The organism is Burkholderia sp. Tr-20355, assembly GCF_017104685.1.
Taxonomy (GTDB): domain Bacteria; phylum Pseudomonadota; class Gammaproteobacteria; order Burkholderiales; family Burkholderiaceae; genus Burkholderia; species Burkholderia seminalis.
In genome coordinates, this window is the sequence record NZ_JAAGPK010000016.1 from 65,489 (window position 1) to 88,549 (window position 23,061).

Consider the following 23,061-nt stretch of genomic DNA (forward strand, 5'->3'; position numbering starts at 1 on the left):
CGTCATGACCGTATTCCGCGCGGCACGGCCGCTCGACTGGCGCCAGGTTGCGGCGGTGGCGGCAGGCGCGCCGCTGGCATTGACCGACGACGCCCGCGCGCGCGTCGTCGCCGCTCGCGAACTCGTCGACGAAATCGTCGCGCGCGGCATTCGCGCGTACGGCGTCAACACGGGGGTCGGCGCGCTGTGCAACGTGATCGTATCGCCGGCCCAGCAGAGCGAGCTGTCGCGCAACATCCTGATGAGCCACGCGGTGGGCGTCGGCGTGCCGCTCGGCGCGGCGGAAACGCGCGCGATCATCGCGGCGGCGATCAACAATTACGTGCACGGGTATTCAGGCGTGCGGGTCGACGTCGTCGAGCAGCTCGTCGCATTGCTCGAGCACGATTGCCTGCCCGAAGTGCCGGCGCACGGGTCGGTCGGCTACCTGACCCATATGGCGCACGTCGCGCTCGTCTGCATCGGTCACGGTCATGCGCGCCATCGCGGCGAGCGCATGCGCGGCGACGAGGCGCTGCGCCGTATCGGTCGCGAGCCGCTCGTCCTCGGCGCGAAGGAAGGGTTGAGCCTCGTCAACGGCACACCGTGCGTCACCGGCCTGGCCGCGCTCGCCCTCGCGCGCGCGGAACGGTTGCTCGACTGGGCCGACTGGATCGCGGCGATGAGCTTCGAGAACCTCGGCGGGCAACTCGCGTCATTCGATCCGGCGTCGCTCGCGCTGCGGATTTCGCCGGGCATCGGGCAGGTCGGGGCGCGCTTGCGTGCGCTGCTGGCGGGCAGCGGGATGCTGTGCGCGGCGAGCGGCCGGCATACGCAGGATCCGCTCAGCCTGCGCACGATTCCGCACGTGCATGGCGCGGCGCGCGACGTGTTCGCCGTGACGGCGGAGGTGGTCGATCGCGAACTCGCGTCCGTCACCGACAATCCGATCGTCGCCGGCACGCGGGAGGCACCCGTCGCGCATTCGCAGGCCCATGCGGTCGGTGCGGGTATCGCGCTCGCGATGGACAGCCTCGCGGCCGCGATGGCCCAGGTTGCGGCGATCGCCGAGCGGCGTCTCGACCGGCTCGTGAATCCGCTCGTCAGCGGGCTGCCGGCGTTTCTCGCGACGCCGGGCGGCAGTTGCTCCGGTTTCATGATCGCGCAGTACACGGCGGTCGCGCTGGTTGCGCAGAACCAGCGGCTCGCGGCGCCGGCGAGCCTCGACGGCGGTATCACGTCGGGGCTGCAGGAAGATCACCTGTGTCATGCGACGCCGGCCGCGCTGAAGGCGCTCGACATCATCGAGAATACGACGCGCGTGCTCGCGATCGAGCTGCTGGCCGCCGCGCAGGCATACGACCTGCAATCGGGCGAAACGGGGCGGGCCGCGTCGACCGATGCGTTGTGGCGGCAGGTGCGCGAACGCGTGCCGGCGTATCACGACGACCGGCCGCTCGCGGACGATATCGCGATCGCGGCAGGCATCGTCGCGGGCGTGCCGCCGTCGTTGCAGTGACGATGACCGGGCGCGGCGAATCATCCAATTTTCATTCGGTCGAGGGCGCATGAACGAAACGGAACGCGAACTTTCCGCCCGGCCGGCGCGTGCACTGCCGGCCTATCAGCAGATCAAGCGCTATGTGGTCGAACGGATCGCGAAGGGCGACTGGAAGCCCGGCGGCGCGATTCCCACCGAGGCCGAACTGGTCAAGGAATTCGGCGTGGCCCGGATGACGGTGTCGCGCGCGCTGCGCGAACTGACGGCCGAGCGCGTGCTGACCCGCATCCAGGGAGCCGGCACGTTCGTCGAACGCCGGCATTACGAATCGACGGTGCTCGAAATCCGCAACATCGCGGACGAGATCGCGGAGCGGGGCCATCGGCACAGCGCGCGGGTGCTGCTGATCGAGCGCAGCGTCGACCCGGAAGCGATCGATGCGCTCGGGCTGCGGTCGGGGCCGGTATTTCACTCGCGCATCGTGCATTTCGAGGAAGACGAGCCGATCCAGTTCGAGGATCGCTACGTCAATCCGGTCTTGTTTCCCGACTATCTCGAGCAGGATTTCACGCTCGAGACGCCGAATCACTACATGGTGCGACTGGCACCGATCCAGCGTGCCGAGTTCAGGATCTACGCGGAGAAGCCCAATGCGCAGGTGCGTCGGCACCTCGTGATGGAAATCGGCGAGCCGTGCCTGTTGCTGCGGCGTCGCACCTGGGTCGGCGATCACGTCGCGACGTCGGTGCAGCTTTGGCATCCGGCATCGCGGTTTCATCTGGCGGGCCGCGTCTAGGGGCGGCCGGGCTGGCATGCAGCGGCGTCGTGCGGGCCTGTGATGTGAACGAGTTCGGGGAAACGGGCAGATCCGGCTGTCGGTCATGCGCCCGGAACCCGGTTGAAGACGACACGGGTTCCGGGCAGTGCCGGTCGCTAAACGGGCGGCGGCACGATGCGCACGGTCATTTCGCCGCGCGCCGGCCGACGGCGCCGAGCACCGCCACGAAGGCCGCTTCGTCCGCACGCAGGCCGCGCGGCGTCCGCTCGACCGCGAGCGCGGCGAGCGCACCCGCCTCGAAGGCGTCCAGCACGGCCGGATGGATGTAGCAGCGCCGGCACACGGCCGGCGTGTTGCGCAGCAGGTCCGCCACCGCGCGCACGGTCTCGACGATCTGCTTGCGCGCGTGCGTGATGCCGCGGTGCTCCACGCGCCGCAACAAGCCGAGTGCGTGCACGCTGCCGGCCCAGGTCCGATAATCCTTCGCGGTGAAATCGGCGCCGCCGGCGTCACGCAGGTAGTCGTTCACGTCGGACGAGCCGACCGGATGGCGCGCGCCGTCGTCGTCCACGTACTGGAACAGCTCGTGACCGGGCAGCTCCGCGCAGCGCCGCACGATCCGCGCGACCCGCGCGTCGTCGACCGTCACGTCGTGTTCGATCCCGCTCTTGCCGGCGAAGCGCAGCCGCACCTGGCCGGGCTGGATCTTCAAATGGCGCTTGCGCAGCGTCGTCAGCCCGTACGAGCCGTTTTCCCGCGCGTATTCGGCGTTGCCGATCCGTGCGAGCGTGGTGTCGAGCAATCGGACGATCGTCGCGACGACCTTGTCGCGCGGCATGCCCGGCAACGCCAGATCACGCGCGACGCGCGCGCGGATGCGCGGCAGCGCCCGCGCGAAGGCGGCCATCCGCGCGTACTTGTTCGCGTCCCGCGTCTCGCGCCACAGCGGGTGATAGCGATACTGCTTGCGCCCGCGCGCGTCGCGGCCGGTTGCCTGCAGATGTCCGCGCGGGTCCATGCAGATCCATACGTCGGTATACGCGGGGGGAATCGCAAGCGCGTCGATGCGGGCGATTTCTTCGGCGTCGCGAACCCGCGCACCGTCAGGTCCGTAATAGGCAAAGCCGTGGCGGAGCCGCCGGCGCGTATAGCCGGGGCGACGGTCGTCGACATGACGCAGGGGCCCGCCGGGCATGCGCGCATTCGGCCGCGATGTCGCGCGTTTCGTCATGCCGCGGCGCGTCGATCGACGCGTGTGCCGATCCGCGTATCGCCGGGCCGTGTTCCGGGCGGACATCCTGCACGCATGTTCTGCTCCTGGTCGTTCGTCGGTTCGAGCCCCGGGGAGCAAGAATCGTGCGCCGATCCCGGCCCGGCTGCGGCCGCGATACCACGCGTGCGAACGAACACACGATGACGAAGGCGGCATTCGGCGGATTCGCCGAACGGAACATGGCGTGGCGGGCGAGTGCGTCGCAAACGCGGCCAGGGCCGGCTGTAACGGGCGGGGCGTGCGTTTAGGTGTTTATACGTATGCCGATTCCGATATCGCCTCAATCCAATATTTCATTGGAAGGTTATCGGACTTGTTCCTAGACTGATGCGGGGCATGCAGACCGGGCCGGCCGAACGCGCCGGCCGGCACCGGCCCCGCACCGCGTTCGCGCCATGCAGAATCAGAACAGCGCCGCGGCAGACAATTACATCATCGGAGACGGACCATGACATTCATCAGGAAGCTGGCGGCCGGTGCGCTCGTCGCCGCGGCGACGGTATGGGCGCCGGGCACGTTCGCCCAGCAGAAGCCGATCACGCTCGGGTTCTCGCAGGTCGGCGCGGAAAGCGCGTGGCGCACCGCGAACACCGTGTCGGTGAAGAGCGCGGCGAAGGACGCCGGCATCAACCTGAAATTCTCCGACGCGCAGCAGAAGCAGGAGAACCAGATTCGCGCGATTCGCTCGTTCATCGCGCAGAAGGTCGACGTGATCGCGTTCTCGCCGGTCGTCGAATCGGGCTGGGAGCCCGTGCTGACCGAAGCGAAGGCCGCGCACATCCCGGTGATCCTGACCGACCGCGCGGTCGACGTGAAGGATCCGTCGCTGTTCGTGACGATGATCGGCTCGGACTTCCTCGAGGAAGGGCGCCGCGCGGGCCACTGGATGGAAGAGCGCTACAAGAACGACCCGGGCCCGATCAACATCGTCGAGCTGCAGGGCACGGTCGGTTCCGCGCCGGCCAACGACCGGCGCGCGGGCCTGCTCGAAGTGATCAAGAACAATCCCAAATTCAAGGTGATCGCGTCGCAGAGCGGCGACTTCACGCTCGCCGGCGGCAAGCAGGTGATGGAAGCGTTCGCGAAGACCTACGGCAAGCAGATCAACGTCGTCTACGCACACAACGACGACATGGCGCTCGGCGCGATCCAGGCGATGGAGGAAGCCGGGATCAAGCCCGGCAAGGACGTGAGCGTCGTGTCGTTCGACGCGACGAAGGGCGGCTTCCAGGCGATGATCGCCGGCAAGATCAACGTCGACGTCGAATGCAGCCCGCTGCTCGGCCCGCAACTGATGAGCGCGGTGAAGGACGTCGTCGCCGGCAAGACGCTGCCCAAGCGCATCGTCACGAACGAGACCGTGTTCCCGATGAGCGTCGCCGCGCAGGTGATGCCGACCCGCAAGTACTGACCGGCCCGGCAGGTCCGGCTCGGGCCGCCGCATCGCGGCCGCCCGAGGATCGCAACCGCTTCGAGGGAGGCTGCATGGAGAGTCCGCCGGTGGTCGAGATGATCGGCATCGACAAGTCGTTTCCGGGCGTCAGCGCGCTGCAGCGCGTGAACTTCCGGCTGTTTCCGGGCGAGATCCATGCGTTGATGGGCCAGAACGGCGCGGGCAAGTCGACGCTGATCAACGTGCTCACCGGCGTGCATGCGCACGATGCAGGCGAGATTCGCGTCGGCGGCCGGCCGGTGCGCTTCGCCGCGCCGCGCGAGGCCGAGGCGGCCGGCATCCAGACGCTCTACCAGGAAGTGAACCTGTGCGCGAACCTGTCGGTCGCGGAGAACATCTTCGCGGGCCGGCAGCCGATGCGGCGCGGCGCGATCGACTGGAACGCGATCCATGCGCGCTCGCGCGCGGCGCTGGCCGAGCTCGACCTGTCGCTCGACGTCACGCGCTCGCTCGATGCGTATCCGATCGCCGTCCAGCAGATGGTCGCGATCGCGCGCGCCGTGTCCGTCGACGCGCGCGTGCTGATTCTCGACGAGCCGACGTCGAGCCTCGACGACGGCGAGGTCGCGCGGCTGTTCGACGTGCTGCGCCGGCTGAAGGCGTCGGGCATCGCGATCCTGTTCGTCACGCACTTTCTCGAGCAGACCTATGCGGTGTCCGACCGGATCACCGTGATGCGCAACGGCGAGCGCGAAGGCGAGTATCTGGCACGCGACCTGCCGGTCGATGCGCTGGTCGCGAAGATGACCGGCCGCGAGCGGATGTCCGACACGCTGCAGGCCGGCGCGGCGGCCGTCGAGCGCACGGCCGGCGGCGCCGCGCCGTTCCTGTCTATGCAGCAGGTCGGCCGGCGCGGGATGATGAGTGCGCTCGATCTCGACGTGCGCCCGGGCGAAATCGTCGGGCTGGCCGGGCTGCTCGGCTCGGGGCGCACCGAAACCGCGCAGCTGGCGTTTGCCGCCGAGCGCGCGGACACCGGCGCGATCGAGATCGACGGCGCGCGCACGCGGCTCGCGTCGCCGCACGATGCGGTCCGGCACGGCATCGCGTACTGTCCGGAGGATCGCAAGAAGGAGGGCATCGTCGCCGCGCTGTCGATCCGCGAGAACATCATCCTCGCGCTACAGGCGCGACGCGGCTGGTGGCGGCTGATCGGGCGCGCGCGGCAGCGCGAGATCGCCGAGACGTACATCGCCCGGCTCGGCATCAAGGCGCGCGACGCGGAGCAGCCGATCGGGCTGCTGTCGGGCGGCAACCAGCAGAAGGTGCTGCTCGCGCGCTGGCTCGCGACGGCCCCGAAGCTGCTGATCCTCGACGAGCCGACGCGCGGCATCGACGTCGCCGCGAAGTTCGACATCATGGAGCGCGTGCTCGCGTTGTGCGCGACCGGGCTCGCGATCCTGTTCATCTCGTCGGAGATCGGCGAGGTGGTGCGCGTGAGCCACCGGATCGCGGTGCTGCGCGACCGGCGCAAGGTCGCCGAACTGACCGGCGCCGACGCTTCCGAGGAGCAGGTGTACCGGCTGATCGCGGGAGGCCAGTCATGACGCGGCTGCGCACGCTGTTTCGTCATCCGCTCGCGTGGCCGGTGCTGACGCTCGTACTGCTGCTGGCGCTCGACGTCGCGTATCGTCCGGGTTTCCTGTCGATCGCGCTGCTCGACGGTCACCTGTTCGGCGCGCCGATCGACATCCTGAACCGCGCGGCGCCGCTCGTGCTCGTGTCGCTCGGGATGACGCTCGTGATCGCGACGCGCGGGATCGACATCTCGGTCGGTGCGATCGTCGCGATTGCCGGCGCGGCCGCGGCGATCGTGCTCGATGCGGACCCGTCGCGGGTCGGCCTGGCGCTCGCGGCCGCGCTCGGTGTCGGGCTGCTGGCCGGCGCGTGGAACGGGCTGCTCGTCGCGTTCGTCGGGATGCAGCCGATCATCGCGACGCTGATCCTGATGGTGGCCGGCCGCGGCGTCGCGCAACTGCTGACGGGCGGTCAGATCATCCCGATCGGCGCGCCGGGCTACCTCGCGCTGGGCGGCGGTTATCTCGCGACCGTGCCGTGCGCGGTGTGGATCGCGGCCGCGACGATCGCGGCGACCGCGCTGCTGGTGAACCGCACGGCGCTCGGGCTGTTCATTCGCGCGATCGGCGTGAACCCGGTCGCGACGCGGCTCGTCGGGCTGCGCTCGGGCGCGGTCGTGTTCGGCGTCTATCTGTGTTCGGGCGTGATGTCGGCGCTGGCCGGCATCCTCGCGAGCTCGAACGTGCGCAGTGCGGACGGCAACAACGCGGGCCTGCTGCTCGAACTCGACGCGATCCTCGCGGTGACGCTCGGCGGCACGTCGCTGCTCGGCGGCCGCTTCAGCCTCGCCGGCTCGGTGCTCGGCGCGCTGATCATCCAGACGCTCACCTACACGACCTATTCGATCGGCGTGCCGCCGGAGGCGACGCTCGTCGTCAAGGCGGTCGTCGTGATCGTCGTGACGCTGATCCAGTCGGACGCGGCGCGTGCGCTCGTCGTCCGGTTCGCGTCGCGACTGCTGCCTGCCGCGCGTTCGCGCGCCACCACCGGAGCGACGCCGCGATGAACCGATTCCTCGCACGGCTTGCCGATCCGCGCACGCTGCCGATCGTCGTGACGATCGTGCTGTTCGCCGCGCTGTTCGGCTTCGGGTCCGTGATGTACACGGGCTTCTTCTCGATGCAGGTGCTGACCGGGCTGCTCGTCGACAACGCATTCCTGCTGATCGTCGCGATCGGGATGACCTTCGTGATCGTGTCGGGCGGCATCGACCTGTCGGTCGGCTCAGTCGTTGCGCTGACAACGATCTTCTGCGCGGTCGGCGCCGAGCGGCTGCACTGGCCCGTGTGGGTGATCGTGCCGCTCGTGCTCGCGTTCGGCGCGCTGTACGGCGCGGCGATGGGCGCGCTGATCCATTACTTCCGTCTGCAGCCGTTCATCGTCACGCTGGCCGGGATGTTTCTCGCGCGCGGCGCGTGCTTCCTGATCACGACGCAGTCGATCACGATCAACGAACCGGTGTTCCATGCGATCGCGGGCATCAGCGTGCCGGTCGGCGGCGGGATGCTGAGCGCGGGCGCGCTGATCGCGCTCGCGACGCTGGCCGTCGCGATCTACGTCGCGCATTTCACGCGCTTCGGCCGCAACGTGTATGCGATCGGCGGCAACGAGCGCTCGGCGCTGCTGATGGGGCTGCCGGTCGCGCGCACGAAGATCGGCGTTTACGCGCTGAGCGGCTTCTGTTCGGCGCTCGGCGGCTTGGTGTTTACGCTGTACGTGCTGTCGGGTTACGGGCTGCAGGCGCAGGGGATGGAGCTCGACGCGATCGCCGCGACCGTGATCGGCGGCACGCTGCTGACGGGTGGCGTGGGCTACGTGATCGGCTCGGTGTTCGGCGTCGGCATCCTCGGCACGATCCAGGTGCTGATCACGTTCGACGGCACGTTGAGTTCGTGGTGGACGCGAATCGTGATCGGCGCGCTGCTGTGCGTGTTCTGCGTGCTGCAGCGCGTGATCGAGCGGCATGCGACGCGGCGGCGCACGGGCGGCACGGGGCTCGGTGCGCGGCCGGCCGATGCGGCGCCGGCGGCACGGCCGGCCGGGACGGGCGAGGATGCGGCGCTGGTATCGGCGACGATGCGGCGCGTGTAGCGGATCGCGCGACAATGCGTGCGGCGCGGCGGCTCGACAGGTCGACGCCGCGCGCCGCGTCATGCGCGAACGCCGACGCGGTATTGCGTGGTCTGCCGATAGACGGCGCCCGGTTGAACGATGACGTCGTCGCGCAGGTCGGCCATGTTGACCTGATCCGGAAAGCCGCCGGCCTCGACGCACAGCGCGGCGTGTCGCGCGCAGCGCGTGCTGCCGCTCACGCGCACGCCGTCCAGATAGTTGCCCGTATAGAGTTGCAGGCCGCGCTGATCGGTCGACACGATCAGCTCGCGGCCGCTTTCCGGATCGTAGATGGTCGCGACCGGCCTGACCGCGCGCGCGCCGTCGCGCAGCACGAAGCAGTGATCGAAACCGCGCGCCCGCGCGAGTTGCGCGTGCGGCCAGTCGAGGCGCGCGCCGAGCGGCGCGCTCTGCCGGAAGTCGAACGCCGTGCCGGTCACATCGGCGGTGCCGGTCGGGATCAGCGCGTCGTCGACTTCGAGGAACGCGTCCGCGTCGATGCTCAGCACGTGGCCGCGTACGTCGCTGCCCGCGCGGCCGCTGAGGTTGAAGTAGCTGTGATTCGTCAGGTTGAGCGGCGTGGGTGCGTCGGTGACGGCGGTGTAGTCGATCGTCAGCGTGCCGTCGTCGTCGAGCGCGTAGCGAACCTGCACGCTCACGTTGCCCGGAAAACCGGCGTCGCCTTCGGGCGAATCGAGCTGCAGCGTCAGCCCGCCGCCATCGTCGACGACCGCCCAGCGCTGGCGGTGAAAGCCGTTCGCGCCGCCGTGCAGCAGGTTGTCGCGCTCGTTGCGATCGAGCCGGTAGTCGACGCCGTCGAGCGTGAAGCGCGCGCCGGCGATCCGGTTCGCCCACCGGCCGATCGTCGCGCCGAGGTAGACGCCCGAATCGACGTATTCGGCGGGCGTGTCGTGCGCGAGCACGATATCGGCGAAGCGTCCGGCACGGTCGGGTGCGAGCCACGACACGACGGTCGCGCCGAGATCGCTGACGACCACGCGCATCCCGTGCGCGTTGCGCAGCGTATAGCGCCGCACCGCGTCGCCGTCGGGCAGCGTGCCCCACGGCTCGGCATGCACGCGTGCGGCGCCGGGCGCCCGGTGGAGAGAGTCGGTATCGATATGCATGGGCGGATTCGATGGGTAAAGGCGGCTTCAATGCGCGGCGATCGCGCGTTCCTGGTATTCGCGCGGCGTGCAGCCGAGTTCGCGCCGGAACACCGCGTACATGTACTGGAGCGACGTGAACCCGCAGCGGATCGCGACTTCGGCGCTCGACGCCTGCCGGCCGGCGAGCAGCGCCTGCGCCGCTTCGAGCTTGTGGCGCAGGATTTCCTGGTGCACGGTGCGCTGCAGTTCGCGCCGGAAGTGTTCCTCGAGCAGCGAGCGAGACACGCCGACGTAGTCGGCGACCTGCTCGGTCTTGATGCCCTGGCACGCGTACTGGCGGATGAAATGGCGTGCACGCATCACGTACGGGCTCGTGAGCGGCTGGTGGCGCGTCGATTCGAGCACGTTGATCCCGACGGGCGGCACGAGAATCCGCCGGTCGGGAAAACGCGCGCCGCGCAGCATCTGGTGCAGCAGGTGCGCGGCGGTCCGGCCCATTTCCTCGGTGCCCTGGATCACGGACGACAGCGGGATGCGCGTCAGCGTGCGGGTGAGCGGATCGTTGTCGATGCCGATGATCGCGACCTGTTCCGGCACCGCGAGGCCGGCGATCAGGCAGGCCTGCAGCAGGTGCCGCGCGCGCGCATCGGTCACCGCGATGATGCCGACGGGCTTCGGCAGCGCGTGCAGCCAGCCGATCAGCTGCTCGATCGCGTGGTTCCAGGCCGATGCGCTCGTCGACAGCCCGCGGTAGATCGGCGCGTCGAGCCCGTCCGCGCGCGCGAGCCGGTCGAACGCCAGCTCGCGCTGCTGCGCCCAGCGGTTCTGCTGCGCGACGGGCAGGCTGTACATCGCGAAGTGCGCGAGCCCGGCGCCGATCAGGTGCGTGTACGCGAGCGACACGAGCTTCGCGTTGTCGGTCGCGATATACGGCACGCCGTCCGGGTACTGCGCCGGATCCTCGTAAGACGAGCCGAGCGCGACGATCGGCAGCGGCGAGCCGGCGAGCGCGTCGGCCACGGCCGGATCGTCGAAGTCGGCCATGATGCCGTCGCCGTCGAAGTGCTCGATGCCGGCGAGCCGGCAGCGGAAATCGTCTTCGAGGAACAGGTCCCACACCACGCGCGTTGAGCGCAGGTACTGGCCGATGCCGCTGATGATCTCGCGGTCGTAGACCTTGTTGGCGTTGAACAGCAGCGCGATGCGGTGCGGTGTCTGGCTGGAAGGGGCGCGGGTCATCTCGGTCTCGAAGCGCGCGCCGTGCGGGGCGTCGCGCCGTTGTCTCCGGGGGCGCGGGGCGTGCCGCGCGATGGTTGGGTGTTCGGCGATTGTAGGACGGAACGCATGCCGTGCGCAGCGTGCTGGCAAGAAACGTTAAGCGTACTGCGCAATTTCGCAATTGCGGGCGGGCAGGCGCACGGGCACGATCCAGCCAGATCGAATCCGGCCCGCGTGCCCACGCGCCGCGCGCCGCACCGCAACAAGAAACCGCACGGAGACACCATGTCGTATTTCGAACAGATTCCCGCGATTCGCTACGAAGGTCCGCAATCGGACAATCCGCTTGCCTACCGGTATTACGACCGCACGAAGCAGGTGCTCGGCAAGACGCTGGAAGCGCATCTGCGCATCGCGGTGTGCTACTGGCACACGTTCGTGTGGCCGGGCCACGACATGTTCGGCCAGGGCGCGTTCCGGCGGCCGTGGCAGCAGCCGGGCGATGCGCTCGAGCGGGCGCGGCAGAAGGCGGATGCGGCGTTCGAGTTCTTCACGAAGCTCGGCACGCCGTTCTACACGTTTCACGACACCGACGTCGCGCCGGAGGGCGACAGCCTGCGCGAGTACGTCGAGAACTTCGCGCGGATGACCGACTACCTCGGCGAGCGTCAGCAGGCCACGGGCGTCCGGCTGCTGTGGGGCACCGCGAACCTGTTCTCGCATCCGCGCTTCGCGGCGGGCGCGGCGACCAACCCGAATCCCGACGTGTTCGCGTGGGCGGCGACGCAAGTGCGTCACGCGCTCGATGCGACGCACCGGCTCGGCGGCGAGAACTACGTGCTGTGGGGGGGCCGCGAAGGCTACGAGACGCTGCTCAATACCGATCTCGTGCGCGAGCGCGAGCAGTTCGCGCGCTTCCTGTCGATGGTCGTCGAGCACAAGCACCGGATCGGCTTCACCGGCGCACTGCTGATCGAGCCGAAGCCGCAGGAGCCGACCAAGCACCAGTACGACCACGACGTCGCGACCGTGCACGGTTTCCTCACGCAGTACGGATTGCAGAACGAGATCCGCGTGAATATCGAGGCGAACCATGCGACGCTCGCCGGCCATTCGTTCCATCACGAGATCGCGAACGCGTTCGCGCTCGACGTGTTCGGCAGCGTCGACGCGAATCGCGGCGATCCGCAGAACGGCTGGGACACCGACCAGTTTCCGAACAGCGTCGAGGAACTGACGCTCGCGTTCTACGAGATCCTGCGCCACGGCGGTTTCACCACCGGCGGCATGAACTTCGACGCGAAGGTGCGCCGCCAGAGCGTCGATCCGGAAGACCTGTTCCACGGCCACGTGGGCGCGATCGACGTGCTCGCGCTGGCGCTGGAGCGCGCCGCCGTGCTGGTCGAGAACGACCGGCTCGACGCGCTGCGCCGGCAGCGCTACGCGCAGTGGGACAGCGCATTCGGCCGCGAGATCCTGGCGGGCGGCTACACGCTGGAGTCGCTCGCCGCCGACGCGCTCGCGCGCGGCGTGAATCCGCAGCATGCGAGCGGCGGGCAGGAGCGGCTCGAGAACATCGTGAACCAGGCCATCTACGGGCTGCGTTGACGCCATGTATATCGGAGTCGACCTCGGTACGTCGGGCGTGAAGGCCGTGCTGCTCGACCGCGACGGTGCGGTGCGGGCCAGCGCGAGCCAGGCGCTGACGGTGAGCCGGCCGCGGCCGCGCTCGTCCGAACAGGCGCCGCGCGACTGGTGGGACGCGGCGTGCGGTGCGCTGGCGGCGCTGGTCGCCGACGCGCGCGCGGCCGGCATCGATCCGCACGACATCGGCGCGATCGGGCTCACCGGGCAAATGCACGGCGCGACGCTGCTCGATGCGCGGGGCGACGTGCTGCGCCCCGCGATCCTGTGGAACGACGGCCGCGCGGACGCCGAGTGCGCGGAACTCGAGCGGCTGGCGCCCACGTTGCGTGCCGTCGCCGGCAATCTGGCGATGCCCGGTTTCACCGCGCCGAAACTCCTGTGGGTGCGCCGGCACGAGCCGGATGTATTCGCGCGGATCGCCCACGTGCTGCTGCCGAAGGATTATCTGCGCTACCGGTTGACCGGCACGTTCGCGACCGACCCGTCGGATGCGGCCGGCACGCTGTGGCTCGACGTCGCGAAGCGCGACTACGACGACGGGCTCCTGGCCGCATGCGGGCTGTCGCGCGCGCAGGTGCCCGCCGTGTTCGAGGGCAACCGCATCGCCGGCACGCTGCTGCCGGGCGTCGCACGCTCGCTCGGGTTGCGCGAGATTCCGGTCGTCGCGGGCGGGGGCGACAACGCGGCCGGCGCGGTGGGCGTGGGCATCGTGCGGCCCGGCGACGCGCTGCTGTCGCTCGGCACGTCGGGTGTCTATTTCGCCGTGTCGGACGGGTTTCGCGCGAATCCCGAATCGGCGGTGCACAGTTTCTGTCATGCGTTGCCGCACACCTGGCACCTGATGTCGGTGATGCTGAACGCGGCCGGCTGCATCGATTTCACCGCGCAACTGGCCGGGTACGACGGCGTGGCCGCGCTGCTCGCCGACGCGCAGGACAACGCGCGCGCGGAGCGCCCGTGGTTCCTGCCTTATCTGAGCGGCGAGCGCACGCCGCACAACGACGTGAACGCGAAGGGCGTGTTCTACGGGATGACGCCCGATACGCGGCGCGCGGATCTCGCGAACGCGACGCTCGAAGGCGTCGGCTTCGCGCTGCTCGACGGGATCGACGCGCTGCATGCGGCCGGGCTCGCGCCGGACGGCATCACGGTGATCGGCGGCGGCTCGCGCAGCGCGTACTGGACGCAGATGCTCGCCGACCTGAGCGGCCGCGCGCTGACCTTGCGCGCGGGCGGCGAAGTCGGTCCGGCGCTCGGCGCCGCGCGGCTCGCGCATCTCGCGCTCGAACCGGAGGCGCCGCTCGACGCCGTGTGCCCGCAGCCGCCCGTCGTCGCGGTGCGGGAGCCCGACATGGCGCGCCACGCGTGGTATCGGGACGCGCGGCGCCCGACGTTTCGCGCGTTGTACCGGGCGCTCGAACCGGTGTTCGCGGCAGGCGCGTAACGCGCCGCACGAAGCCGTGCCGCGCGGTGGCAAGACGATGGGCGAGCGGCTTCGGCGGCTGCCCGGCGTTCGTGACGTTGTCCAATAAAGAGAGGAATGGAGACATGAAATCCGTGAAACGTCGTACCGTATTGAATGCGCTGGCCGGCGCCGCCGCGCTGGCGGTCCTCGCGCTGGGCGCGCCGCTCGCGCATGCGAGCAAGGACAAGCCGGAAATCGGCTTCTGCATCGACGACCTGCGCGTCGAGCGCTGGTCGCGCGACCGCGACTATTTCGTGGCCGCCGCCACGAAGCTCGGCGCGAAAGTGTCCGTGCAGTCCGCGGATGCGAGCGAGGAGCGGCAGATCTCGCAGATCGAGAACCTGATCTCGCGCGGCGTGGACGTGATCGTGATCGTCCCGTTCAATTCGAAGACGCTTGGCAACGTGGTGGCCGAGGCGCGCAAGGCCGGCATCAAGGTGGTGTCCTACGACCGGCTGATCCTCGACGCCGACGTCGATGCGTACATCTCGTTCGACAACGAGAAGGTCGGCGAACTGCAGGCGCAGGGCGTCGTCGACGCGAAGCCGAAGGGCAACTATTTCCTGCTCGGCGGCGCGCCGACCGACAACAACGCGAAGATGCTGCGCGAAGGGCAACTGAAGGTGCTGAAGCCGGCGATCGATCGCGGCGACATCAAGGTCGTCGGCCAGCAGTGGGTGCCGGAGTGGAGCGCGTCGACCGCGCTGCGGATCGTCGAGGATGCGCTGACCGCGAACAACAACCGGATCGATGCGATCGTCGCGTCGAACGACGGCACCGCGGGCGGCGCGATCCAGGCGCTCGCCGCGCAGCATCTGGCCGGCAAGGTGCCGGTGTCCGGGCAGGATGCGGATCTCGCCGCCGTCAAGCGCGTGATCGCCGGGACGCAGACGATGACCGTCTACAAGCCGCTCAAGCTGATCGCGAGCGAAGCGGCGAAGCTCGCGGTGGATCTCGCCAAGGGCACGAAGCCCGCGTTCAATGCGCAGTACGACAACGGCAGGAAGAAGGTCGACACGGTGCTGCTGCAGCCGACGCTCCTGACCAAGCGCAATGTCGACGTCGTCGTGAAGGACGGCTTCTATACCCAGGCACAGCTGGCGAGCCAGTAACGGCGCGGTGCGCGGGCGGCCCACCGGCGCGTCCGCGCGCACACTGCGAGGCATGAGCGAATGACCGAACCCTTGCTGACGATGCGCGGCATCGTCAAGGAATTCGACGGCGTGAAGGCGCTGGACGGCATCGACCTGATGGTGCGGCCGGGCGAGTGCGTGGGGCTGTGCGGCGAGAACGGCGCGGGCAAATCGACGCTGATGAAAGTGCTGTCGGGCGTGTATCCGCACGGCACGTGGGACGGCGAGATCCGCTGGGAGGGCGCGCCGCTCGTCGCGTCCGGCGTGCGCGACACCGAGCGTGCGGGCATCGTGATCATCCACCAGGAATTGATGCTCGTGCCCGAGCTGTCGGTGGCCGAGAACATCTTCCTCGGCAACGAGATCACGCTGCCGGGCGGGCGCATGAACTTCGCGGCGATGGTGCAGCGTGCCGAGGCACTCCTGCACGAACTGCGGATCGACTCGATCAACGTCGCGCAGCCGGTGATGAACTACGGCGGCGGGCACCAGCAACTGATCGAGATCGCGAAGGCGCTGAACAAGCGCGCGAAGCTGCTGATCCTCGACGAGCCGTCTTCGTCGCTGAGCGCGTCCGAAACGCGCATCCTGCTCGACATCGTGCGCGACCTGAAGCGCCGCGGCGTCGCGTGCGTGTACATCTCGCACAAGCTCGACGAGGTCGAGGCGGTGTGCGACACCGTGACCGTGATCCGCGACGGCCGTCATGTCGCGACCGAGCCGATGCGCGCGCTGACGACCGACCGGATCATCGCGATGATGGTCGGCCGCGAGATCCGCGATCTGTATCCGCGCGAGCCGCACGATATCGGCGAGGTCGTGCTGGAGGCGCGCCACGTGACCTGCCGCGACGTGACGAACCCGCGCCGCAAGCGGGTCGACGACGTGTCGTTCAGCGTGCGGCGCGGCGAGATCCTCGGCGTCGCGGGGCTCGTCGGCGCGGGCCGTACCGAGCTGATGCAGGCGATCTTCGGCGCGTACCCGGGCGCGTGCACGGCGACCGTGCTGATGAACGGCCGGCCGTTGTCGATCCGGACGCCTGCCGATGCGATTCGCGCCGGCATCGCGATGGTGCCCGAGGACCGCAAGCGTCACGGCATCGTGCCGCAGCTCGGTGTCGGCCACAACATCACGCTGGCGGTGCTGCGGCGCTTCGCGGCGCGCGGCCGGATCGACGCGGCGGCCGAGCTGGATGCGATCCGCACCGAGATGCAGCGGCTGTCGGTGCGCGCCGCGCATCCGTTCCTGCCGATCGCGAGCCTGTCCGGCGGCAACCAGCAGAAGGCCGTGCTCGCGAAGATGCTGCTGGCCGAGCCGCAGGTGCTGATTCTCGACGAGCCGACGCGCGGCGTCGACGTGGGCGCGAAGGCCGAGATCTACCGGCTCGTGTTCGCGCTCGCGAAGCGCGGCGTCGCGCTGATCGTCGTGTCGTCGGAAATGCCGGAGGTGCTCGGGCTCGCCGATCGCGTGCTGGTGATCGGCGAAGGCGAGCTGCGCGGGGATTTCGTCAACGAAGGCCTCACGCAGGAACAGATCCTCGGCGCCGCGCTGAAATCCGGCCGGCGGCCGACCGAACCCACCGCAGCGAGTGCGACATGAATCCAGAACTTTCCTCTTCCACCCCGGCGACGCAGGACGCGGAGGCGCGCCGTTCAAGCGGCCACGACGCGGTGCACGCCGCGGGCCGCCCGACCGGCAGCCAGCTTCGCCAGGTCTTCGTGCGCTACAAGATCCTCGCGCTGCTGCTCGCGGTCGCGGCGATCTGGGCCTTCTTCTCGGTGCTGACCGACGGCGCGTTCGTCACGCCGCGCAACGTGTCGAACCTGCTGCGGCAGATGTCGATCACCGGCATGCTCGCCTGCGGGATGGTGTTCGTGATCATCGCGGGCGAGATCGACCTGTCGGTCGGCTCGCTGCTCGGGCTGCTCGGCGGCGTCGCGGCGATCCTCGACGTGAACCGCCACTGGCCGGTCGCCGCGACGGTGCCGGCGGTGCTCGCGCTCGGCGTGCTGATCGGGCTCTTCAACGGCTGGTGGTCGACCTACCGGCGCGTGCCGTCGTTCATCGTCGGGTTGGGCGGGATGCTCGCGTTTCGCGGGATCCTGCTCGGCGTGACGGGCGGCTCGACGATCGCGCCGGTGTCCGACGGCTTCGTGTTCCTCGGGCAGGGCTACCTGCCGCGCATGGCCGGGGACGGCCTCGCGCTGCTGCTGTTCGCGCTCGTCGCGCTGCTGGTCGTGCGCCAGCGCGGCACGCGGCGACGCTACCGCCTGGCGGTCGCGCCGCCGTGGCAGGACGCCGTCAAGATCGTGGGCGCGGGCGCGGTGCTGTTCGCGTTCGTCGCGACGCTCGACCGCTACGGCGGCATCCCGGTGCCGGTGCTGCTGCTGCTCGCGCTGCTCGGCGTCTTCTCGTGGATCGCGACGCAGACCGTGTTCGGGCGGCGCATCTACGCGGTCGGCTCGAATCTCGAGGCGACGCGACTGTCGGGCGTCGACACCGACCGCGTGAAGCTTGCGATCTTCGCGCTGATGGGGCTGATGTGCGCGTTCGCCGGCATCGTGAACACCGCGCGGCTCGCGGCCGGCTCGCCGTCCGCGGGCACGATGGGCGAACTCGACGCGATCGCCGCGTGCTTCATCGGCGGCACGTCGATGCGCGGCGGCTCGGGCACCGTGTACGGCGCGCTGATCGGCGCGCTGGTGATGGCGAGCCTCGACAACGGCATGTCGATGCTGGACGTCGACGCGTACTGGCAGATGATCGTCAAGGGCGCGGTGCTGGTGCTGGCGGTGTGGATCGACGTGGTGTCGCGGTCGAACCGGCGGTGACGCAGCGTGCGGCCGCCCGTCAACGGGAGAGGGACATGAAACGGAACACGGTGCCGATGCCCGGCATCGCCATGCTGGCGGCGCCGGCGCACGGAGCGCCGGCCGTCGAACCGGGCCGCGGGCCGGTGCTCGGCCTGGGCGATCCGCGCGACCGCCGGATCATCGCGGATGCATTGCGCACGCTGTTGCGCGAGCGCTCGGAAGCGCTCGCGTTCGCGATGCGCGTCGCGCGCGAGCACGATCGGCCGACGCCGGACGCGAACGATTTCGCGCTGACCGACATCATCCGGCTCGCGCGCATCGTCGAGCGCGCGGAGCGCGTCGGCGGCGCCGTGAACGAGGTTGCGCACGAGGGCATGCGTTGACGCGTGGAAGAGGCGGCGCAACACCGTTCGCGCGGTCGGCATGACTCGATGCGCTCGCGCCGCGCGTGTCCCGCATCGTGCGCGGGCCGTTACGGCAGCGGCGCACCCCACGCCGCGGTCACGTCGCCGCCGAGCCGCCATTCGCTGAACGGGCGGCGCGGCGCGATGATCGCGGGCAGCCGGCGATCGCCGAAGCGTGCGTAGTACGGCTCGACCCAGCTCAGTTCGTCGCGGAACGTCCACGGGAACAGGTCCTGCCTGACCGGCGTGATCTTCCTGAAACTGTCGGGGTTCTCCACCGCGTCGATCACGAGGTTGGCCAGGCGGCCGATCGCGCCGCCGTTCTCGCGATACAGGTCGATCTTGCGCCGGTGCACGAGCTCCGCCGCGAACACGAGCGGCAGCAGCGCGAAGGTGTGATAGTGCAGCGCGCGGTTGCCGCGCTTGACTTCCCGCGCCAGCGAACCGTCCGCGGCGATGTCGCGGATTCCTTCGCGCACGCGCAGCAGGCCCGAGTCGATCAGGCTCGCGTTGTCGGTCACGGTGCCGATGGCGATCAGGTCGAGGCCCGCCCAGTACACGAGGTTGTTGTGCAGGCGGTTGATTGCCTCCGAATCGCGGGTGGCGATCGCGATGCGTTCGAGCCACGGGTCGATCGCGTTGAATGGCGCGCGGTTCGCTTCGCGCACGCCGGGCGGCATGCGCAGGATCACCATCGCGAAGTCGGTGCCGGCCCACGAACGCTCGAAATATCCCTGATAGCCGGAGATTTTGCCCATCAGCGCATCCGATTGCGCCCAACTGTCGAGCAGCGTCAGCGCGCACGACCAGTCGGCGCGTTCCGCCGCGGCGTTCAGCTTCGCGACGAAATCGCGCATCGGCTTCACGTCGCGCGCGTAGCCGGTCGGGTCGTCGTAGTAGCCGGGCGGATCGATCGTCCGCACCGGGGCGGGCACGTCGCAGGCGCGGCTCGCGGACGCGGCGCCGAACAGCGCACCGGCGGCGAACAAGGCGACGGAGAGTCTTCGGCAGGCAATGGCGCGCATGCTGTCCTCGGGGCAAGGGGCGGGAGTGTCGAGCCGCAGGCAGTCTAGCGCTTGGTTCTTTCAGCGGCCTTTCCCGATGGCGACCGTTGCCGTCCGGCGCGACGCGTCGTATTCGCGCGGGTCCCGGCGTCGTATGCTTTACGTTATCCTGTCGCCCTCGACCGCATGCCCGATCCGATGAAGCGTCCGCCGTTCTCCACTCAACTCGTCATGCTCTGGGCGCTCGTCGCGGCGCTCTGCGCGACGCTGGTCGCGGTCGTCTGGGTCATGGCCAGTTCCGCCGAAGGGCAGCAGATCGCCGGTGCGCGGGCCGCGGGCGCAGCGGCCTGCGAAGCGGTCGCGTCGCGTTACGATACGTCCGCGCCGGCCGGCGCGCAGCCGGATGCCGCGCTGATGCATGCGATCCTCGATATCGTCCTCGCGCGCACGCCGGACATGGAAGGCGGTTTCTGGACGGCGGGCGGCGGCGCCGCGGCGAGCGGTTTTCTCGCGTATTCCTTTCCCACCTATCAGGGCAGCGGCATCAAGCGCGACGTGCCGGACGCGGAAACGCCGCTGATTCTCCGCACGCTGCGCGCGGCCGCCGCGACGCGCGCCGCGACGTCGAACGCCGTCGAGGGCGCGCAGGACGCCGTGATCGCGGCGGCGTGCCCCGTCCGCGCCGGATCGGGCCTGTTCGTCTGGATGCTGACGCGCGCCCGCCCGCCGCTCGGCCGGCACGGCGAGCTGCTGGCGCTGGGCCTCGCCGGCGTGCTCGCGGTGATTCTCGCGATCGCGGCGGCGCTGGCCATCGGATTGCGCCGCTGGAAGCGCAATCTCGCGCGGATCGAGACCGGGCTCGGACCCGACGGTCGCGAACCGCACCTGCCTTACGTCGGCGAGTCGGATCTCGACCGAATCATCGAGGCGTTCAACGCGCGCGCACGGCGTGCCGAACACCTGCAGCAGCAGGCCGTCGAACTCCGCACGCGGCTCGCGCAGGCGGAACGCTTCGGGATGCTGGGCAAGCTGGCCGCCCAGGTCGCGCACGAGATTCGCAACCCGATGGGCGCGATGCGGCTGAAAGCCGAAAACGCGCTGGCCGGCGACAGCGGGCGGCAGCAGGATGCGCTGCGCGTGATCCTGGCGCAGATCGAACGCATCGATGCGCAACTGTCCGGCCTGCTTGCGCTGACGCAGCCGGTCAGCCCGCATGCGACGCGGGTCGATGTCGACGTGTGGCTCGCGCAGGTCGTCGACGCGCACCGCGAGCTGGCGCAGCGTCGGTCGATCGAGCTCGCATGGTCGCGCGGCGAGCCTCGCGAACGCGTGGCGGAGCCCGCCGGTTTCCCCGTGTTCGATCCCGACCAGATGCGCCGCGCACTGGACAACCTGGTGCTCAATGCGCTGCGCCATGCCGGCGACGGCGGCGCGGTCACGCTGACCGCCGCGCGTCGCACCGATGCCGGACGCGACTGGCTGAGGATCACCGTGTCGGATACCGGCCCCGGCGTTCCCGCCGAGCAGCGCGACCGCATTTTCGAGCCGTTCGTGACGGGACGGGCGGACGGCACGGGCCTCGGTCTTGCGGTCGTCCGCGAAGTGGCCGCGGCGCACGGCGGCCAGGCCTGGCTCGACGACGTGCCGCGCGGCGCCTCCTTCGTCATTGAAATCCCATGGCAACCATCCTCATAGTCGACGACGACGCGGCGTTTCGCGACGGCCTGGCCGAGACGCTCGCCGATCTCGGCCATCGCGTCGTCGAAGCGGAGGCCGGGCAAGCGGCGTTGAGCGTGCTGCGCGATGGCGTCCGCGTCGATTGCATCTTTCTGGATTACCGCCTGCCCGACCTGGACGGGCTCGCGGTGCTCGCGCAATTGCGCGACGATCCCGCGCTGGCCGCGATTCCGGTCGTGATGCTGACCGCCCATGCGACCAGCGACAACACGATCGACGCGATGCGGCTTGGCGCGTTCGATCACCTGACCAAGCCGATCGGGCGCCGCGACATCGCGCAACTGCTCACGCGCGTCGTGTCCGCGAACACGCCGCCGGCGGCCGCCGAGCCGCACGGCGACGGGTTCGCGCGCGAACCCGTGTCGACCCGCCCCCGGCTGCTGGGCGTGAGCGCCGCGATGCGCGACGTGCAAAAGCAGATCGGCCGCGCCGCGACGAGCGACGCGACCGTACTCGTCACCGGCGAGACGGGTACCGGCAAGGAAGTGGCGGCCCGCGTGCTGCATGCGGCGTCGGCGCGGCATGCGCAGCCGTTCGTCGCGGTCAACTGCGCGGCGATTCCGGCCGATCTGCTCGAAAGCGAATTGTTCGGGCATCGTCGCGGCGCGTTTACCGGCGCGCATGCCGATCGCGCCGGACGGCTCGTCGAGGCCGACGGCGGCACGCTGTTTCTCGACGAGATCGGCGACATGCCCGCCGCGATGCAGGCCAAGCTGCTGCGCGCGCTGCAGGAGCGCCAGGTGACGCCGCTCGGCGCGGATCGTCCGACGGCGATCGACATTCGCGTGGTGGCCGCGACGCACCGCGATCTTGCCGCGGCGGTCGCGAACGGCACGTTTCGCGAAGATCTGTTCTATCGCCTGAACGTCATTCCGCTGCACTTGCCGCCGCTCGCGGAGCGCGTGGCCGACATCCTGCCGCTGGCCGCGCATTTCCTGGCGGGGGCGGCAGGCGCGCGCCCGTTGCACCTGACGAACGACGCGCAGCGGGCGTTGCTCGATCATCGCTGGCCCGGGAACGTCCGGGAACTGCGCAACGTGATGGAGCGGGCGGCCGCGCTGGCGCCCGGGCCGGCCATCGGTGCGGCCGATCTCGGGCTGGCCGCCGTGCCCGCGCTTCAGAACGGCAGCGACACGCTCGCGCTGCCGGCCTCGCTGTTCGACCTGCCGTTGCCCGATGCGCTGGCGGCGGTCGAGCGCGCCGCGATCCTGCGCGCGCTCGAGCGCGCGAACGGCAATCGCGCGGAGGCCGCGCGGCAGCTCGGTATCGGCCGGCAATCGCTCTACGCGCGCATGGCTCATCTGGGGATCGAGCGCGACGACTAGCCGCGCCGATGTGACTGTCGGAATCTCCGACAACGGCGGGTGAAACATGTCGGGAATCCCGACACGTCCCGCACGGTCCGTCGTCCGGAACACCGCCCGGCGGGCGCGCGCGTGCTGGCACGCGTGTTGCGAATATCGACGCATCGCAACCCGTTGCCGGAGCCCGCCATGATGTCGACCCCACTTGCCGCGCGTTCGCGGCCGCCGCGGCGCGCCGCCGTTCGCCGCACCGCTGTCGGACTGTGCGCCGTCGCGCTGCTTGCCGCGGCGACCGCCTGCGCCGCGCACACTCCGCCCGCGCGGCGGGCGGAGGGGCCGCCCGGCGCACCGCCGCGCGCCGGCCTCGACCCGGCGCCGCCGGTCGGCGTGCCCGGCGGCGGCATCGCTCCCGACGCGCTCGTGTCCGGCACGCTGGCACGCATGACGATCAACCCGGAAGGCGACGTCGACGGTTTCGTGCTGACCGACGGCACGCTCGTCCGCCTGCCGCCGCATCTCGGCACGCAACTGGTCGCGCTCGCGCGGCCGGGCG

18 protein-coding genes and 1 pseudogene are annotated in these 23,061 nt (G+C 70.0%); 15 read left to right on the forward strand and 4 right to left on the reverse strand.

Annotation, left to right across the window (positions count from 1 at the left end; genetic code table 11):
• Nucleotides 1-4 precede the first annotated feature (4 nt).
• Nucleotides 5-1,498 (forward strand): histidine ammonia-lyase, encoded by a 1,494-nt coding sequence (gene hutH, locus G3N62_RS06770; protein WP_034191850.1) that lies wholly within the window; start codon nt 5-7, stop codon nt 1,496-1,498.
• Between the two features lie 49 nt (nt 1,499-1,547).
• Nucleotides 1,548-2,276 carry a histidine utilization repressor gene (gene hutC, locus G3N62_RS06775; protein WP_034191849.1) on the forward strand — a complete coding sequence of 243 codons (729 nt, stop codon included), beginning with the start codon at nt 1,548-1,550 and terminating at the stop codon, nt 2,274-2,276.
• Between the two features lie 166 nt (nt 2,277-2,442).
• Here hutC and G3N62_RS06780 read toward each other — a convergent pair whose 3' ends face one another.
• Nucleotides 2,443-3,489, reverse strand: a complete 1,047-nt coding sequence (locus tag G3N62_RS06780) for a DNA topoisomerase IB (protein ID WP_124670024.1) — start codon at nt 3,487-3,489, stop codon at nt 2,443-2,445.
• Nucleotides 3,490-3,979: 490 nt separating this feature from the next.
• Between G3N62_RS06780 and G3N62_RS06785 the strand changes: the two genes are divergently transcribed.
• The 4 genes from G3N62_RS06785 to yjfF all read left to right on the forward strand — a co-directional run bounded on the left by G3N62_RS06785 (nt 3,980) and on the right by yjfF (nt 8,653).
• The gene (locus G3N62_RS06785; protein WP_006405299.1) at nt 3,980-4,942 is read left to right on the forward strand and encodes an ABC transporter substrate-binding protein; all 963 of its coding nucleotides are present in this window, start codon (nt 3,980-3,982) and stop codon (nt 4,940-4,942) included.
• A 74-nt stretch (nt 4,943-5,016) separates the two neighbouring features.
• The gene (locus G3N62_RS06790) at nt 5,017-6,531 is read left to right on the forward strand and encodes a sugar ABC transporter ATP-binding protein (RefSeq protein ID WP_124608709.1); all 1,515 of its coding nucleotides are present in this window, start codon (nt 5,017-5,019) and stop codon (nt 6,529-6,531) included.
• Nucleotides 6,528-7,568, forward strand: a complete 1,041-nt coding sequence (locus tag G3N62_RS06795) for an ABC transporter permease (protein WP_049029265.1) — start codon at nt 6,528-6,530, stop codon at nt 7,566-7,568. The genes G3N62_RS06790 and G3N62_RS06795 overlap by 4 nt, the downstream gene beginning before the upstream one ends.
• Nucleotides 7,565-8,653, forward strand: coding sequence for a galactofuranose ABC transporter, permease protein YjfF (gene yjfF / locus G3N62_RS06800; RefSeq protein WP_124670023.1), 1,089 nt, complete (start codon nt 7,565-7,567; stop codon nt 8,651-8,653). The genes G3N62_RS06795 and yjfF overlap by 4 nt, the downstream gene beginning before the upstream one ends.
• A gap of 59 nt (nt 8,654-8,712) precedes the next feature.
• Here the strand turns inward: yjfF and G3N62_RS06805 are convergent, their stop codons facing one another.
• Both G3N62_RS06805 and G3N62_RS06810 read right to left on the reverse strand, forming a co-directional pair.
• Nucleotides 8,713-9,801 carry an aldose epimerase family protein gene (locus tag G3N62_RS06805; RefSeq protein WP_124670022.1) on the reverse strand — a complete coding sequence of 363 codons (1,089 nt, stop codon included), beginning with the start codon at nt 9,799-9,801 and terminating at the stop codon, nt 8,713-8,715.
• A 27-nt stretch (nt 9,802-9,828) separates the two neighbouring features.
• A complete protein-coding gene (locus G3N62_RS06810; protein ID WP_124608713.1) occupies nt 9,829-11,022 on the reverse strand; it encodes a DNA-binding transcriptional regulator in 1,194 nt (397 codons plus the stop codon).
• 264 nt (nt 11,023-11,286) lie between these two features.
• On the opposite strand from G3N62_RS06810, the gene xylA reads away from it, so the two are divergent.
• From xylA to G3N62_RS06840, 6 genes are all read left to right on the forward strand, one after another.
• Nucleotides 11,287-12,609, forward strand: a complete 1,323-nt coding sequence (gene xylA / locus G3N62_RS06815) for a xylose isomerase (RefSeq protein ID WP_049036408.1) — start codon at nt 11,287-11,289, stop codon at nt 12,607-12,609.
• A 4-nt stretch (nt 12,610-12,613) separates the two neighbouring features.
• Nucleotides 12,614-14,092, forward strand: coding sequence for a xylulokinase (gene xylB / locus G3N62_RS06820; protein ID WP_124670021.1), 1,479 nt, complete (start codon nt 12,614-12,616; stop codon nt 14,090-14,092).
• Between the two features lie 104 nt (nt 14,093-14,196).
• A complete protein-coding gene (gene xylF, locus G3N62_RS06825) occupies nt 14,197-15,225 on the forward strand; it encodes a D-xylose ABC transporter substrate-binding protein (RefSeq protein ID WP_059562535.1) in 1,029 nt (342 codons plus the stop codon).
• A 60-nt stretch (nt 15,226-15,285) separates the two neighbouring features.
• Nucleotides 15,286-16,845, forward strand: coding sequence for a D-xylose ABC transporter ATP-binding protein (gene xylG, locus G3N62_RS06830; protein WP_069704859.1), 1,560 nt, complete (start codon nt 15,286-15,288; stop codon nt 16,843-16,845).
• The gene (locus G3N62_RS06835; RefSeq protein ID WP_124670020.1) at nt 16,842-18,077 is read left to right on the forward strand and encodes a sugar ABC transporter permease; all 1,236 of its coding nucleotides are present in this window, start codon (nt 16,842-16,844) and stop codon (nt 18,075-18,077) included. The genes xylG and G3N62_RS06835 overlap by 4 nt, the downstream gene beginning before the upstream one ends.
• 35 nt (nt 18,078-18,112) lie before the next feature.
• A complete protein-coding gene (locus G3N62_RS06840) occupies nt 18,113-18,442 on the forward strand; it encodes a hypothetical protein (RefSeq protein WP_049036627.1) in 330 nt (109 codons plus the stop codon).
• Nucleotides 18,443-18,531: 89 nt separating this feature from the next.
• On the opposite strand, the gene G3N62_RS06845 is transcribed toward G3N62_RS06840, so the two are convergent.
• Nucleotides 18,532-19,488, reverse strand: a complete 957-nt coding sequence (locus G3N62_RS06845; protein WP_124670019.1) for a mannuronate-specific alginate lyase — start codon at nt 19,486-19,488, stop codon at nt 18,532-18,534.
• A gap of 177 nt (nt 19,489-19,665) precedes the next feature.
• Between G3N62_RS06845 and G3N62_RS06850 the strand changes: the two genes are divergently transcribed.
• The 3 genes and pseudogenes from G3N62_RS06850 to G3N62_RS06860 all read left to right on the forward strand — a co-directional run.
• Complete coding sequence (locus G3N62_RS06850) at nt 19,666-21,162, forward strand: HAMP domain-containing sensor histidine kinase (protein WP_124670079.1); 1,497 nt, start codon at nt 19,666-19,668, stop codon at nt 21,160-21,162.
• Nucleotides 21,144-22,529: a sigma-54 dependent transcriptional regulator gene (locus G3N62_RS06855; RefSeq protein WP_124608715.1), complete on the forward strand. Its 1,386-nt coding sequence runs from the start codon at nt 21,144-21,146 to the stop codon at nt 22,527-22,529. The genes G3N62_RS06850 and G3N62_RS06855 overlap by 19 nt, the downstream gene beginning before the upstream one ends.
• Before the next feature lie 168 nt (nt 22,530-22,697).
• Nucleotides 22,698-23,061: pseudogene (locus G3N62_RS06860) on the forward strand (hypothetical protein); the annotation flags it as partial.

Bases quoted from the DNA above. Each gene is read 5' to 3' on its own strand.
- hutH (WP_034191850.1), top strand. From the start codon at position 5: ATGACCGTATTCCGCGCGGCACGGCCGCTCGACTGGCGCCAGGTTGCG.
- hutC (WP_034191849.1), top strand. From the start codon at position 1,548: ATGAACGAAACGGAACGCGAACTTTCCGCCCGGCCGGCGCGTGCACTG.
- G3N62_RS06780 (WP_124670024.1), bottom strand. From the start codon at position 3,489: ATGACGAAACGCGCGACATCGCGGCCGAATGCGCGCATGCCCGGCGGG.
- G3N62_RS06785 (WP_006405299.1), top strand. From the start codon at position 3,980: ATGACATTCATCAGGAAGCTGGCGGCCGGTGCGCTCGTCGCCGCGGCG.
- G3N62_RS06790 (WP_124608709.1), top strand. From the start codon at position 5,017: ATGGAGAGTCCGCCGGTGGTCGAGATGATCGGCATCGACAAGTCGTTT.
- G3N62_RS06795 (WP_049029265.1), top strand. From the start codon at position 6,528: ATGACGCGGCTGCGCACGCTGTTTCGTCATCCGCTCGCGTGGCCGGTG.
- yjfF (WP_124670023.1), top strand. From the start codon at position 7,565: ATGAACCGATTCCTCGCACGGCTTGCCGATCCGCGCACGCTGCCGATC.
- G3N62_RS06805 (WP_124670022.1), bottom strand. From the start codon at position 9,801: ATGCATATCGATACCGACTCTCTCCACCGGGCGCCCGGCGCCGCACGC.
- G3N62_RS06810 (WP_124608713.1), bottom strand. From the start codon at position 11,022: ATGACCCGCGCCCCTTCCAGCCAGACACCGCACCGCATCGCGCTGCTG.
- xylA (WP_049036408.1), top strand. From the start codon at position 11,287: ATGTCGTATTTCGAACAGATTCCCGCGATTCGCTACGAAGGTCCGCAA.
- xylB (WP_124670021.1), top strand. From the start codon at position 12,614: ATGTATATCGGAGTCGACCTCGGTACGTCGGGCGTGAAGGCCGTGCTG.
- xylF (WP_059562535.1), top strand. From the start codon at position 14,197: ATGAAATCCGTGAAACGTCGTACCGTATTGAATGCGCTGGCCGGCGCC.
- xylG (WP_069704859.1), top strand. From the start codon at position 15,286: ATGACCGAACCCTTGCTGACGATGCGCGGCATCGTCAAGGAATTCGAC.
- G3N62_RS06835 (WP_124670020.1), top strand. From the start codon at position 16,842: ATGAATCCAGAACTTTCCTCTTCCACCCCGGCGACGCAGGACGCGGAG.
- G3N62_RS06840 (WP_049036627.1), top strand. From the start codon at position 18,113: ATGAAACGGAACACGGTGCCGATGCCCGGCATCGCCATGCTGGCGGCG.
- G3N62_RS06845 (WP_124670019.1), bottom strand. From the start codon at position 19,488: ATGCGCGCCATTGCCTGCCGAAGACTCTCCGTCGCCTTGTTCGCCGCC.
- G3N62_RS06850 (WP_124670079.1), top strand. From the start codon at position 19,666: ATGAAGCGTCCGCCGTTCTCCACTCAACTCGTCATGCTCTGGGCGCTC.
- G3N62_RS06855 (WP_124608715.1), top strand. From the start codon at position 21,144: ATGGCAACCATCCTCATAGTCGACGACGACGCGGCGTTTCGCGACGGC.